The sequence below is a fragment of the Spirosoma flavum genome (assembly GCF_042686045.1).
In the GTDB taxonomy this organism is placed as follows: domain Bacteria; phylum Bacteroidota; class Bacteroidia; order Cytophagales; family Spirosomataceae; genus Spirosoma; species Spirosoma flavum.
Genome location: NZ_JBHUOM010000023.1, coordinates 940,915 through 953,287, shown reverse-complemented (window position 1 = coordinate 953,287; position 12,373 = coordinate 940,915). Strand labels below are relative to the sequence as shown.

The following is a 12,373-nucleotide window of genomic DNA, read 5'->3' as shown; positions in this document are numbered from 1 at the left end:
GAAGTCGAATAAAAATAAAAAAACCGGGAGCCGACGCTTCCGGTTTTTTTATTGGGGTATCAGCCATCTTTGGGTGAAGGAACCTCAACACCGTTTACGTATCCAATAAGTCAAATGCGAAAACTTTTCTTGTTGATCATATTTTACTGCTTTATAACTATGCTTGATGCGCAATCACAACCAACTGATGGATATTCTCCTACATTGGCGGCTACCATGCAGACGTATTCTGTAAGGCTAAAACCTGGTCAGGATTTGAAAAAAGCGTTAGAGTCAATTGTTAAGCAGGAGCGCATTGGGGCTGGTGCGGTACTAACCTGCGTAGGTAGCCTGACAGATGTAACGTTGCGCTTGGCTAATCAGGAAAGTGCTACTGTGTGGAAAGGACATTTTGAGATTGTTTCACTCGTTGGCACACTCTCGACAGACGGAAGCCATGTGCATTTGTCTGTATCAGACTCAACTGGTCGTACTATTGGGGGGCATTTGTTAGACGGGTGCATTGTGTACACAACGGCCGAATTGGTTATCGGTATAATGCCTGAACTTATATATGCTCGGGAGCCTGACCCAACTTTTGGCTATCATGAATTGGTCATACGGAAAAGAAAAAGGAAGTAAAATAAAAAGCCACCCTGTTTAGGGTGGCTTTTTATTTTTATGATAAAAGAACACTAATTACGCTTACTCATTTCATCGCGAATTTTGGCTGCGCGTTCATATTCTTCATTGCCGAGAGCTTCTTCGAGCATTCGTTGCAAGTCTTCCGATGAAGCATTTTTCAATTGATCACCGAAAGATCGGGTTGAGGGACGATTAGAAGACTGAACAAGTTCTTCCTGCTCTTCTTCCTCATTACTACTGGCGGTTATCCCCGCTTCCGATAAAATGGATTCATTTGTATAGATGGGTACATCAAACCTGATTCCGATAGCTATCGCATCGGATGGACGAGCATCAATAATTGATTCTCGAACCCCGTCGAAACACACGATTTTAGCAAAGAAAATACCTTCGCGAAGATCGGAAATCATAATTTCACGAACCGTAAATTTGAACTGTTCGGCAAACTGCTTAAATAAATCGTGCGTCATTGGCCTATTCGGCACAATCTTTTCGATCTCGATAGCAATGGCCTGTGCTTCAAACATACCAATAATGATCGGCAACCGACGATTGCCATATTCTTCACCTAAAACCAATGCAAACGAACCTGATTGCGATTGACTGGGTGACAGTCCCAATATTTCCAGCTTAATCTTATCCACGATGCGAAATTAACAAAAAGTCGTAAGTCATAGAGCCATAAATCGCAAGTAAAAATAACAAGTTACCCCCACATACGCATCAAAGCTCTATGACTTATGTACTTACAATGCCTGCACCGCTTTCGTAAGGCGCGGAAGTACGTCGAAAACATCGCCGACAATACCATAATCTGCCGATTTGAAAAACGGTGCGTCGGGGTCTTTGTTAATAACAACAATGACCTTCGATGAGTTTACTCCTGCCAAATGTTGAATAGCTCCAGAGATACCGCAGGCAATATACAGATTGGGACTGATTTTAAGACCCGTTTGTCCAACGTGTTCAGAGTGAGGACGCCAATCAAGATCAGATACCGGTTTTGAGCAGGCCGTTGCAGCATGAAGAGCTTTCGCTAAGTCCTCGACAATACCCCAATTTTCGGGCCCTTTCAGACCACGACCAGCCGATACAACCAAATCTGCTTCGGGTAATAAGATATCACCCGAAGATTTCTCTGTATTTTTTACTGAAATGACAAAATCTGTGTCATTAAGAGCGGGTGCAAAAATCTCTACCTGAGCAATCGCGTCCTTTTCTTCGGGCGTAATGGTATTTTTCTTTATAGCCAAAATCTTTACGTCGGCTTTTAGATCGTTGTAAGCAAAGGCTTTGCCGGTGTATATGCTACTCTTAACCTGAAAACCATTCGATAAATCTGGCAAGTCGATCACGTTTGCGGCCAGACCTGCTTTTAATTTGCCCGCTAACCGGGCCGTCATCGCATCGGCTAATGATGATTTAGCTAACACGATAACTTTACTGCCTTCTTGTTGAGCCGCAGCGGCCACAACAGTAGCATAGGCCATGCCATTTGCTTCGTTCAGTTTTGCATCCATTGCATGCAGCACTTTAGTGGCTCCGAAACTACCAGCTGAAGCCAGTTCAGAATCATCGGCCTGCCCAATAATAACGGCTGTAGCTGAAGTACCCATCATGTCGGCAACTTTAGCGCCGTAGAAAATAGCCTCCTGCGAGGATTTTTTGATCTTACCTTCGTCTAATTCAGCGAATATGAGGACTGACATTTTTTAGAATTATTAGTCGTTAGTGGATAGTCGTTGGTATTGGTCGTTACTCGTTAAGCCTATACGCTAATGCTTTACGACCGTTGCCTGGCGACTTAAATAATTTTTGCTTCGGTGTGTAGAAGCTGTATCAGCATTTCGGCTGTATCAGCAGGAATCATCTTAACCGCACCACGCGGAGCCGGAAGTTCGTAGTGGGCTACAGTGGTCAGTTTGTCGGTTCCGGTTGGCTCAACAATTTTGAGCGGTTTAGTCCGGGCTGTCATGATGCCCCGCATGTTTGGAATTTTCCATTCGGCAATTGGCTCCTGGCACCCTAACACTAGCGGTAATTTAGCTTCCAAACTTTCTTTACCCCCTTCAATCTCGCGGGTAATTTTGGCGGTGTCGCCCTCAATATCGAGCAGCATTACGGGCGAAATTGAGGCAATCCCCAGCATTTCTCCCACGATACCGTGGACCTGACCACCATTGTAATCAATGGATTCCCGGCCCATTAGTATCAGGTCGTAGCTATTTTCTTTGGCAATAGCGGCAATCTGCTCAGCTACGAAGTAAGCGTCGGTTGGTTCAGCATTTACACGGATGGCATCGTCGGCACCAATGGCAAGGCATTTGCGAATAACTGGCTCGGAGTCAGTTCCTCCTACGTTTAGCACAGTTATGGTAGCCCCCGTTTTTTCTTTTAATTCAACGGCCCGCGCCAGTGCATAGTCGTCGTAAGGACCAGTAATAAACGTTACACCTGCCTTGTTCAGTTTGGTATTATTATCCGTAAAGGCAATTTTGGTGGTGGTGTCCGGCACACTCGTCACACACACTAAAATTTTCATGCTTATTGGGGTTTGTGGTTATTGTCGTGATTAGAGAGTAATGAACGGTATCTGGTCATTGTGAATGTAACAAGGCACTGTTCGCTATCCACTAATCATTACTTTTATAACTCAAAAGTACAAATAGTCTCAAATAAAAGTATGCATGCATACTAATTTTCTTGCACGTATGAATGACGAACGCATCCAGCAATTAATTCAATTTGTAGAGGAAGAACCCGGCGAGCCATTCAATGTTTATGCACTGGCTATGGAATACATAAACGGTCAGCCTGTACAGGCACGACTTTATTTCGATCAGTTACTGATTGAACACCCAGCTTATTTACCTACCTATTATCACGCAGCGGCTCTTTATGCCGAACTCGATGAGCGCGACCGGGCGGCTGAACTTTACGATAAAGGAATTGCATTGGCACAGGCGCAGAACAACCAGAAGACACTTCTGGAATTAAAACGGGCGCAACAGGCGTTTGACGAGGATGACGATGACTGGTAAAATGAAAAGAATAGTGTCAACTTATAACGACCCGGATCTAAATTTTCTATAGAACAGCCTGAATCGTCGAGCTACTACTTATCATCGGCGGGTCTTTCGTTGCTGAACCAAATCCTGTTTAAATAACAAGGGCACAACTGCTTGCTCAGGTAGTGTATAGTTGATAGCCAGATAGCGAGCGTTCGCCACTTTAGGTAGATACACAAACCCACGAATCGACTCGCCGGGTGCCAGTGTGTTCGCTTTTAGAGCCAGTTCTCGCCAACGATATTCTTCGTAATCATATCGCTGCATCCGGTCGGCAAAAGTACTGTAATCAACTGCCCGTTTAACGGCTATTCCCTGATAGGCGAAACTGTGGGCCACTTGATTGCGTGAGTACTCGCGATACGAATGACTTTTAGATGACGACGAGGCATCGCTGGCAATAACCGCTACCATCAAAATTGTATTGAATATTTTAGCGCGTTTCAACCGTTTTTCTTCCTGCTTGCGCTTGAAACCCATACGACTAGCCTCGTAGGTTGGATCAGCGGCAGTGCGAGTTAGGGCTAAATTCGCATTGCTTAGGTCGGGAAGTGTGTCGTGAGCAACACCAAGAGCCGTGAAGTGGAAATCGGCAGGGTTAACTTCGATGGGATGGTCGGTACGATTTTTAACTTCAACATCGAGCGTAACAAACTCCAGGTCTTCACGCTCGAAAGAGGCTACTACACCCACTCCATTTTGCTGCGCTTTTGTGACTAACCGTCCATCAATGGTGGCAATATCGCCCGAGACGGGTTCGAGTTGATAAGTCGTAATGGTCGGTGCACAGCTACTTAGGCCACCAGCCAGAAAGCAAGTGGTAATTAAAGCGGTCAAAATAGAAAAAGGCCTCATAGTCAGAGTGATTCGAAGTGGAATGCTTCGGTTAACGAGCGTAAAGTTACATAGACAGCTGGTGCGATTGTATGAAACGGCGGTTTGTTTACTTGACGGCTGGTCTGTTTTTGTCACCTTTAGATAAATTCAAGGCAAATCGCTCTCAATCAGGCAAAGTTTATAAACAAGTTTGCTTTGATGATGGTAAATTACGGTAGTTAAGATCAGGTAACCGTGGCAAGTTGCATTAGTAAAGATGAGTTGTTGGTAGCTCCAACGATGTTTTTGACGGCATAGATACGAAAATTTACAGAACAGGCTTAGGTAGGCTCACAGGCATAGTGAATACGGTAGTAGAAAAGATAAACTACCGTTGGCAGTTGGGTTATGAAATATTAAAGTCAGTAACCTGGTTTGTTATTATTTAATAATGTAAACTTAGGAATAAATATTGCTTGACTTATTCGTCTTCTCATAACCGTTTCTCATATGAAATTCTCTACGCTAACTTTAACAGGGCTTGTCATTTGTCTTGTTACGCAGGCATTTGCTCAAAGCCAGATTATTACTCCCGACAATCAGGTTGTTAGTTTTCAGTCGTCGAATGGGACCAACAATCTATTTATTGGCCAGAGCACCAGCGCCGTGGTAGGAGGAACGTTTAATACCTTCATGGGAAGTCAGTCTGGACAGGGTAATACAACAGGCTCTTATAATACATATTTTGGCTACAAAGCCGGATTTCCCAATACCATCGGTAGTCATAATACCTTTATCGGATATGAAGCCGGTAAGTTAAATACGGATGGGAACGACAACGTATTTATTGGATACAACGCCGGGCAGCGGAACCAGCGTGGTCGTCGTAATCTTATAATCGGTCCTAATGCCGGATTCGACGCGACAGATGGCGAAGATAACACGTTGCTGGGAACTAATGCGACGGGTGTGGGCGTGGGACTAGCTAACGCGACCGCCATTGGGGCAAATGCCCGGGTAATGAGTAGCAACGCGATGGTATTAGGTAATAATGTCAATGTAGGTATTGGTACATCAACTCCGCAGAATCGACTTGAGCTAACCGCTGGTACGGATGGCCACAGTGGGTTGCGGTTAACTAATTTAACGGCCAACTCACCTATATCTGATGCAACTGCTGGTAAGTTTTTGACCGTCAGCGACAAAGGGGATGTTACTTTATCCGGGCGATTGTCCGCTCTTGTAATGCAAGTTCAACCAACGTCTGAGCGTCAATGGGCTGACTATGTATTTGCCCCGACATACCAACTTCAGCCGCTTCCGGAAGTGGAAAAGTATATTCAACAGAACAACCACCTGCCAGGAATACCAAGTGCCAGCGAGATGGTAAAGCAAGGTGTTGATCTGACAACGTTGTTAGCTACATTAGTGCAAAAGAACGAAGAACTAACGCTCCACCTTATTGATCAACAGAAGCGAATTGAACGTTTGGAACAGCAAAATAACCAACTACGTAAAAAGAAATAGGCAAACAGGAATAGGTTTAAACGGACTGCTGAAGCAATAGATAGGCTTTAGCAGTCCGTTTGCCGTTAACGGCTACCCGGCTTGTATAGCCAGCCAGACATTCCAGAGTCCTAGTACCGCCGTGACAACGACAACTAATCCCATTGCCAGGTTCTGCCCCAGTGAATTGCAATAGTCGCCCAGCAACGTGCGGTTGTTAACAGCCACGAACAGAAAAATTGTTACGAAAGGAAGAAGAATGCCATTGATGGCCTGTACCGCTACAATGACCGGAATGGGCGTTACGTTCAGCAAACCGAAGGTTAGTCCTGTTGCCATAACCACGAGCCAGATACCACGGTAGGCAGGTGAGTTCTTGCGAACACCCAGCAGACTTTTTGCCGTTATAGCAGCCGCCAGCGGTGCCGTCAGTGATGAGGCAAACCCAGCGGCAAACAAACCAAAGGCAAACAACGATCCAGCCCATGTGCCAAGCCGATCGGTTAGTACCTGCGCCATGTGAGGGTACGAAAAATCGCCGGGGATAAGTAGCCCCGCCAGCAGCAGTACGACCGAAATAACACCCCCAAGAATGACAGCTACCCAGATACCCAGCCGCATTTCGCTCAGTGATTGACCATCTGCCGAGTCGCCAGCCGGAACAATGCTTGACCCAAAAAATAGGTTATAAGGTACGATGGTCGTACCAATCAGTCCGTTTATGAGCAACAACGAACCGGATGGAATACTCGGCGTTACCAGCGCGGTAGCCAGGGTTACTGGAGTTACCGGAGTACCGAATGCCACATATAGAAAGGCACCGCCCATGGCAAAGACGATCAGGCCCAAAAAATTAGCTAGACCTTGCGTTGACCCAATCCATAAAAGAGTGATACAAACCAGACCGACAACAATGGTTAGGGTTGGAACGGGCAGACCTGTAAGTAAAGCCAACCCCGCTACGGCTCCGAGAATGTTACCGGCCTGGTATGCCGAACAACCCAGAAAAATAGCCAGAAATAAGGCCCAGGCTATCCAACGGCCTCGTGTGCCCGTGTAGGTTTCTGTGATAATTTGACCAAGGTCATGCCCTGTGGCGATGGTGATGCGGGCGGCTGCTTCCTGCAACCAAACAGTGCCCAGTGTAGCAAAAGTTAATACCCAAAGAAGTTGCAATCCATAGGTTGATCCAGCTATCGCGCAGGATGTTACAGAACCAGGACCAATAAACGCAGCCGAAATAATTGACCAGAATAATATACTGCCGAGTCCGGAACGGAGAGATAAAGATTTGGGCACGTTTGAAAATGATGACCGGGTCGCCGGTGTGATGATGAGTTATAAATGATGAATGTAAGCGATTACAGCGTCATTTACAACTCATCATTGCACCGGCGACCCGGTTATCATTTATCATTAGGAAAGATACTTCCGTAGCATCCAGGCCATCGCTTCGTGGGCTTCCATCAAACCCGTCAGGAAGTCGGCAGTGCCAGCATCTTTCAGATCTTCATCACATTTATCAACATCTTCGCGCAGTTCGCGTACGATTTGCTCGTGATCGGATAAAAGATTCTTGAACATATCAGCCGTATCTTTTGGCTTCCCTGTATCTTCTTTCAGGCTGGTATTATGAAGAAATTCTCCCATAGTGGCCAGCGGTGTACCACCTAGTTGACGGATGCGCTCAGCAACAGCGTCGATTTCTTCTTCGATAGCGTTGTACTGTTTTTCAAAGAATTTATGGTATTCCATGAAATTTGGCCCGGCCACATTCCAATGGTATTTGCGGGTTTTGATATACAGTACGTGGAGGTCAGACAGGAAGTCATTTAATAGCGTATTGTCCTGTTTGAGGACATCTTTTTCGAGACCAATGTTGGGTTGCATGATACGAACGTGAGTTTGTTTAAATGTTACGAAGGGCATTGTGCTCCTCGCAAAGAATAACCCACGATAGAGCCGTTTGTTTCGCTATCCTGTTAATCCGGCAAATGTGCTTTTCACTCCGGCTAAATCTTGTTTGTGGGCTTCTATTGGTCCCATCGTGTTGGGTGAGGCTTTTTCCAGACACTGCTCCAGCACAAGATTGGGCCGAATGTTCATCATCTTTAAAGTGGCGGCAAGGCGTTGGTAGTCAATGTCACCATTGCCGAAGATTTCCTGCCAGATGCCATCTTTTGATTGGCGGATATGTACCTCCACAATTCGCTTTCCATATAATTTGACTACATCAAACAACGCTACCTGCGAATTACCCGACCCCCGATATACCCAGTGAGCATCGAGGCAAAGCGACACGTTTTTTGGGTCAGTGGCTAGCAGCATGTGGTGAAACTCTCGGGCCGCCTGCCGGTGTTCAGGCGCGTGAGTGTGATAGGCCAGTATAATGCCGCGTTTACGAAGCTCAGCGCCAAGCCGATCAAGGTTACGGGCTTGTTCAATCAGTTCAGTGTCAGTTTTGTCATCGTCGCTTCCCCATTTAATCGGGCTGGGATTCGTTACGAAAATTGACGTTCCCGCTGGTCGGGCGGCTTCGGCAATCGCCAGTACCAATTCAATGGATTTTTGCGCTTCATCGGGCCGATGGAGTGTACTATTTACGTACAGCGAATGCATTGCCAAATTGTATTTCTTTAGGAGCGGCAGAAGTTTCGTTACGTCTTCCACGGAATTGACACCGGGTTCGTAAGCCGTTAACCCTGATTGAGCTAATTCCGCCAGCGATGCATCCGGGTCGGCCATCCAGGTCTTTCCCTGTCGCGTATAGAAAGTGAGCCACGCATACGAATTGCAGGAAATGGGAAACGACTTTATGGATGGTTGCGCCAGAAGGAGTTGATTATCAGGTAGAAGAGCAGACCCGGCGAAGGCAGTGAGTGAGGTTAGGAAGTGACGACGGTTTGACGACATGAGAAGCTCGCGTTTACGTAACAGTTAGTTAATTAAGTATTCTCGCAGATCCAGCACAGATATCTCCCTCTTCAATCCCTGTTAGCCAAATAGGTAGCATTTTTGTGCGTTGCTGGGTAAGTTCGGTTCGGTAACTTGCTTCACACATGGGTTGAGCACTAACGTAATAGCCAGCCGGACGGTTGGGATACTTCATTTTTACATCTGCATCCCGAAGCTGAACCCAGAGTCGTTGTGCAATTTTAACGTTTTTAACGAATTCACGGTCCGTGCTATACTGCTTTAAAAACTTTTGATAAACTACATTAAGCGCTTTGTTAGACTGTTGTACTGTTTGCAATTGAGCATTGTTAATGGCCAGTTGACTTTGTCCGAACGAAGCGATAAAAAATAGCAGGAAAAGAACAATTGTGAGTAGTTGGTGAAAAATGGAGTGTATGTTCATGGGGTATGTGGCTGTTGCATAATTTATTTGAGCTTAAAAAACTGCTCCATTAAGTGACCCTAACAGTAAGACGAATAAGGGTACATACCGATTTTTCATAAAGTTTGAGAAAGTTGTTTATTGGGCAGTCATCGAGGTAAATTCAGTTGTCGGCAAGTTTAGCGGCAGAGGATGCTAAATATTGTTAACTCGTAGGGTATAATGAATTGGTATTCAAGAATGTACCGATGAAACGATGATGAGCCGCATATACTTTGTCGGTTGTTGATCGCGGGTTGGCTCCATTGAATTTTCGGAATGTAGATGACCTGCCAGGAATGTATCCGCCCGGTGACTGTAACTTTTTGTCTAAAAATTACAATAATTTGATCAAATAATTATACATATTTTAACTAGCGTAAGTATTATAACCAGTTGGAAGAACAGAGGATGGATAAGCTATGTGTGTATTGAGGGAACGGTCTTACCAATGATTTTGTCGGTCGGCACTTGCTCGATACCTGATACCTATAGGGCAGTCAGTAGCCTACGGTTTTTCAATGCTGGATGAAAAAAGTTAATCAGCTATTTTAGGAAACTTTATAGATAGCCTAATCCATATTAGTGCATGATCGCTTGTTCTCTCCCAACCTTTGACGTGTCGATATATCCCTTCCTCAATGACTGGCCTGGAAAGCCCCGGATTCACCCGTAAATGATCGATGCGCAACCCGGCATTCCGCTGGTAGGCGTTACTAACCTGGTAGTAAACGACGAAGGTTTACATGGGGTAGAATAGTGTTCCACGCTGATATTATATACCTAGGATGAGCATGCTATAGTAGATACATAAAGACCAGAAAAAAGCGACTGTGGCACTAGACAATCGATTGCTCGAAGGGGAACAGGCAATAAAATACGTCTTTCCATGAGGAAACTCTAAACCAGATTGCAACAATTGAATAAGCATGATCTAACTTCATGTTCAGTTAAAGGTAGCAAGTCCGTAATTAGTCGGTAGAACCAACCGGCCATCCACCGTAAAGGGCTGAATCGATTCAACGATTACCTGTTCAAAAGCCTGATGACTCCGGTGAAGAATAATATTGTTTGAAAAGGGAACCACAGCTGATGGAACAGCAACGGTTAGTTCCTGTGTACCCTTTAACCAGTCTCCCAAAAAAGTCTGTAAATCAGACGTTCGCAGGGGGGTATTCTAATTAACAGGCAACTGATCAACCGTGAAAACTCGTTGAGACTCGGAAGCAGGAAGGTGTATTGTGATTAAATAATAAGTGGGAAGCTCGTCTAAGCGAATCAGCATCAAATTTGCTACTATTTTCACTAAAGCTAGCTCGGGTGAACTAGACGTATACAGTACATCGACCCCAATAAGGTTCCAACGCTCGCCCATGGAAATGTTTTGATGTAAAGATGAAAGTCATTTTGCATTTTCTAGACGGCGTTTGGAAAATGTAAAAACATTAAATAACATTCAACTCGCAGTTAGAAAGAGAGCTAAATTCCTAAATCATTAATTTATGTTACGTTTGATTTATTTGGAAGCGAGTGAGAGGAAAGATATGTTGGGCAACAAATTAATCTGACGGTCGGCCGTTGTCGCCACTTTTCCAAGCCAACGACAATACGCAAAGCGCGTTGGACATCTTCACACTGATACCCACTATCATAGCCCGTAGATAAGCGCCGGGCTGGCGCACTATGCACAGATCGTTGGAAAGTCGTTAGCCGCTTCAACCCGTTGTTTCTGGGCAATGGTCGGATAGCGTGGTGGGGTTAGTCAGACACGCCTTCCATGCCAGAAATAATTAGTAGTAAAGAATACAAAAAAGCCCCACTGGTAATACCAATGGGGCTGAAATAACGTAACAAATTCAAAACGCTCGTTTAAGTCTTTTATTGTGTATCACGAAACAGGGGAAGCTTCATTTAGCACTTTATTTTTAGATGTTCGCTTACTAACCTGGTTCAACACGTTAAAGGAGTAAGATAGGCTAACTTGAGGAAACTATATTTAACCAGAATTTAAGCGTGACCGATTCGTTAACTTCATTACTCATGTTGCTCCTGATCAATCATGGTTTTCGCAGGCTAATTCTGATCGGTAATATTTTGTTTTGTATACTTCGGCACAAATACTCGATAATTGACCAACCTCTAAACAAATACGCCGAATAACCCTTAGGTGCTTAAACAAACCTACTATGATCGCCCAAGAACTAGTTAGCCAGTTAATCGAGAGCCTGGACGCGTTTGATTCGCTACCACCAACTAGTGAGCCTTCGTTAATTGACGCCACGTATAGCCGTTTAAAAACACTCGCTGATGAACTTGACGGGTCTGCCGTAAGTGGTGCCAGAAAGATGGCCGTCGACGCCATTCGAGAAGGGGGAAACGCTCACCTGAAGGCCGCATTAGCCGGAAATACAGCCGCCTTGGAGAGTTTGAAGATCATTTTGACCGGTTGCGCCAGGCTACTAAAACACTAATTTCCTCTCCAACATCGCAAGGGTGAGCTAGCTCAGAAGTTAGGTGGCTGGGAGCCACCAGGGTTGACTATCAATCAATGAATCCGGATACCTAATGGGGTCAATATGGAATCAAGCGTATCGGCTATCGTGTTTCATAGAAATTAACCTGAATGGTTGATCAACACCGTTTGCATTTGGCTATGTTCGACGGTAATATTCACCGAACGCTCACCCTTAGGCTGAGTCCGGTGAAGGACATTTTTTGGAATGGTAAAAAGCTGTCCGGGCAGCAACTCGATCGTTTTGGTTTCCAGCTCAATCATTAAAATGCCATCAATTGTGATAAAGGTTTCATCCGAATTGGGATGGTAATGCTAGTCATACGGTTGGGTCATGACACTGGCTTTCACCACATGGTCATTGACGGAGGCTACCGAGAAATTGTCATACCTAGCCGTGACAGCGCGCGTCAATTCACCAATATCAAGTATGGTCAATGGGGTAGCCTCCATAAGCGGAATAATGTTAGT

15 protein-coding genes are annotated in these 12,373 nt (G+C 45.1%); 4 read left to right on the top strand and 11 right to left on the bottom strand.

The features are described 5' to 3' along the window. The first annotated feature begins 159 nt into the window (after positions 1 to 159). Complete coding sequence (locus ACFS25_RS24710) at positions 160 to 621, top strand: PPC domain-containing DNA-binding protein (RefSeq protein WP_381506383.1); 462 nt, start codon at positions 160 to 162, stop codon at positions 619 to 621. A gap of 53 nt (positions 622 to 674) precedes the next feature. On the opposite strand, the gene ACFS25_RS24705 is transcribed toward ACFS25_RS24710, so the two are convergent. From ACFS25_RS24705 to ACFS25_RS24695, 3 genes are all read right to left on the bottom strand, one after another. Then, positions 675 to 1,268: a bifunctional nuclease family protein gene (locus ACFS25_RS24705; protein WP_381506381.1), complete on the bottom strand. Its 594-nt coding sequence runs from the start codon at positions 1,266 to 1,268 to the stop codon at positions 675 to 677. A 102-nt stretch (positions 1,269 to 1,370) separates the two neighbouring features. Continuing rightward, positions 1,371 to 2,333: an electron transfer flavoprotein subunit alpha/FixB family protein gene (locus ACFS25_RS24700; protein WP_381506379.1), complete on the bottom strand. Its 963-nt coding sequence runs from the start codon at positions 2,331 to 2,333 to the stop codon at positions 1,371 to 1,373. A 95-nt stretch (positions 2,334 to 2,428) separates the two neighbouring features. After that, positions 2,429 to 3,166: an electron transfer flavoprotein subunit beta/FixA family protein gene (locus tag ACFS25_RS24695; RefSeq protein WP_381506377.1), complete on the bottom strand. Its 738-nt coding sequence runs from the start codon at positions 3,164 to 3,166 to the stop codon at positions 2,429 to 2,431. 169 nt (positions 3,167 to 3,335) lie between these two features. On the opposite strand from ACFS25_RS24695, the gene ACFS25_RS24690 reads away from it, so the two are divergent. After that, on the top strand, positions 3,336 to 3,665 hold the full coding sequence (locus tag ACFS25_RS24690) for a tetratricopeptide repeat protein (RefSeq protein ID WP_381506375.1): 330 nt from the start codon (positions 3,336 to 3,338) through the stop codon (positions 3,663 to 3,665). A gap of 81 nt (positions 3,666 to 3,746) precedes the next feature. Here ACFS25_RS24690 and ACFS25_RS24685 read toward each other — a convergent pair whose 3' ends face one another. Further along, on the bottom strand, positions 3,747 to 4,547 hold the full coding sequence (locus tag ACFS25_RS24685; protein ID WP_381506374.1) for a hypothetical protein: 801 nt from the start codon (positions 4,545 to 4,547) through the stop codon (positions 3,747 to 3,749). Between the two features lie 471 nt (positions 4,548 to 5,018). Here ACFS25_RS24685 and ACFS25_RS24680 point away from each other — a divergent pair, with 471 nt between their 5' ends. Next, the gene (locus tag ACFS25_RS24680) at positions 5,019 to 6,035 is read left to right on the top strand and encodes a hypothetical protein (RefSeq protein WP_381506372.1); all 1,017 of its coding nucleotides are present in this window, start codon (positions 5,019 to 5,021) and stop codon (positions 6,033 to 6,035) included. 72 nt (positions 6,036 to 6,107) lie between these two features. On the opposite strand, the gene ACFS25_RS24675 is transcribed toward ACFS25_RS24680, so the two are convergent. The 5 genes from ACFS25_RS24675 to ACFS25_RS24655 all read right to left on the bottom strand — a co-directional run bounded on the left by ACFS25_RS24675 (position 6,108) and on the right by ACFS25_RS24655 (position 10,531). Beyond that, on the bottom strand, positions 6,108 to 7,313 hold the full coding sequence (locus ACFS25_RS24675) for an NRAMP family divalent metal transporter (protein WP_381506370.1): 1,206 nt from the start codon (positions 7,311 to 7,313) through the stop codon (positions 6,108 to 6,110). 117 nt (positions 7,314 to 7,430) lie between these two features. Next, positions 7,431 to 7,904, bottom strand: coding sequence for a Dps family protein (locus tag ACFS25_RS24670; RefSeq protein ID WP_381506368.1), 474 nt, complete (start codon positions 7,902 to 7,904; stop codon positions 7,431 to 7,433). Positions 7,905 to 7,988: 84 nt separating this feature from the next. After that, the gene (locus ACFS25_RS24665) at positions 7,989 to 8,927 is read right to left on the bottom strand and encodes a sugar phosphate isomerase/epimerase family protein (protein ID WP_381506366.1); all 939 of its coding nucleotides are present in this window, start codon (positions 8,925 to 8,927) and stop codon (positions 7,989 to 7,991) included. Positions 8,928 to 8,955: 28 nt separating this feature from the next. Then, the gene (locus ACFS25_RS24660; RefSeq protein ID WP_381506364.1) at positions 8,956 to 9,372 is read right to left on the bottom strand and encodes a lysozyme inhibitor LprI family protein; all 417 of its coding nucleotides are present in this window, start codon (positions 9,370 to 9,372) and stop codon (positions 8,956 to 8,958) included. 964 nt (positions 9,373 to 10,336) lie between these two features. Then, on the bottom strand, positions 10,337 to 10,531 hold the full coding sequence (locus ACFS25_RS24655; RefSeq protein ID WP_381506362.1) for a hypothetical protein: 195 nt from the start codon (positions 10,529 to 10,531) through the stop codon (positions 10,337 to 10,339). Between the two features lie 1,045 nt (positions 10,532 to 11,576). Here ACFS25_RS24655 and ACFS25_RS24650 point away from each other — a divergent pair. Beyond that, on the top strand, positions 11,577 to 11,861 hold the full coding sequence (locus ACFS25_RS24650; RefSeq protein WP_381506360.1) for a hypothetical protein: 285 nt from the start codon (positions 11,577 to 11,579) through the stop codon (positions 11,859 to 11,861). A gap of 143 nt (positions 11,862 to 12,004) precedes the next feature. On the opposite strand, the gene ACFS25_RS24645 is transcribed toward ACFS25_RS24650, so the two are convergent. Further along, entirely contained in the window at positions 12,005 to 12,166 is a 162-nt protein-coding gene (locus tag ACFS25_RS24645) for a cupin domain-containing protein (protein ID WP_381506358.1), read from the bottom strand. 51 nt (positions 12,167 to 12,217) lie between these two features. Beyond that, positions 12,218 to 12,355, bottom strand: a complete 138-nt coding sequence (locus tag ACFS25_RS24640) for a hypothetical protein (protein ID WP_381506356.1) — start codon at positions 12,353 to 12,355, stop codon at positions 12,218 to 12,220. Between the last annotated feature and the right edge of the window lie 18 nt (positions 12,356 to 12,373).

Bases quoted from the DNA above. Each gene is read 5' to 3' on its own strand.
- ACFS25_RS24645 (WP_381506358.1), bottom strand. From the start codon at position 12,166: ATGATTGAGCTGGAAACCAAAACGATCGAGTTGCTGCCCGGACAGCTT.
- ACFS25_RS24695 (WP_381506377.1), bottom strand. From the start codon at position 3,166: ATGAAAATTTTAGTGTGTGTGACGAGTGTGCCGGACACCACCACCAAA.
- ACFS25_RS24700 (WP_381506379.1), bottom strand. From the start codon at position 2,333: ATGTCAGTCCTCATATTCGCTGAATTAGACGAAGGTAAGATCAAAAAA.
- ACFS25_RS24665 (WP_381506366.1), bottom strand. From the start codon at position 8,927: ATGTCGTCAAACCGTCGTCACTTCCTAACCTCACTCACTGCCTTCGCC.
- ACFS25_RS24650 (WP_381506360.1), top strand. From the start codon at position 11,577: ATGATCGCCCAAGAACTAGTTAGCCAGTTAATCGAGAGCCTGGACGCG.
- ACFS25_RS24660 (WP_381506364.1), bottom strand. From the start codon at position 9,372: ATGAACATACACTCCATTTTTCACCAACTACTCACAATTGTTCTTTTC.
- ACFS25_RS24690 (WP_381506375.1), top strand. From the start codon at position 3,336: ATGAATGACGAACGCATCCAGCAATTAATTCAATTTGTAGAGGAAGAA.
- ACFS25_RS24710 (WP_381506383.1), top strand. From the start codon at position 160: ATGCTTGATGCGCAATCACAACCAACTGATGGATATTCTCCTACATTG.
- ACFS25_RS24670 (WP_381506368.1), bottom strand. From the start codon at position 7,904: ATGCAACCCAACATTGGTCTCGAAAAAGATGTCCTCAAACAGGACAAT.
- ACFS25_RS24685 (WP_381506374.1), bottom strand. From the start codon at position 4,547: ATGAGGCCTTTTTCTATTTTGACCGCTTTAATTACCACTTGCTTTCTG.
- ACFS25_RS24680 (WP_381506372.1), top strand. From the start codon at position 5,019: ATGAAATTCTCTACGCTAACTTTAACAGGGCTTGTCATTTGTCTTGTT.
- ACFS25_RS24640 (WP_381506356.1), bottom strand. From the start codon at position 12,355: ATGGAGGCTACCCCATTGACCATACTTGATATTGGTGAATTGACGCGC.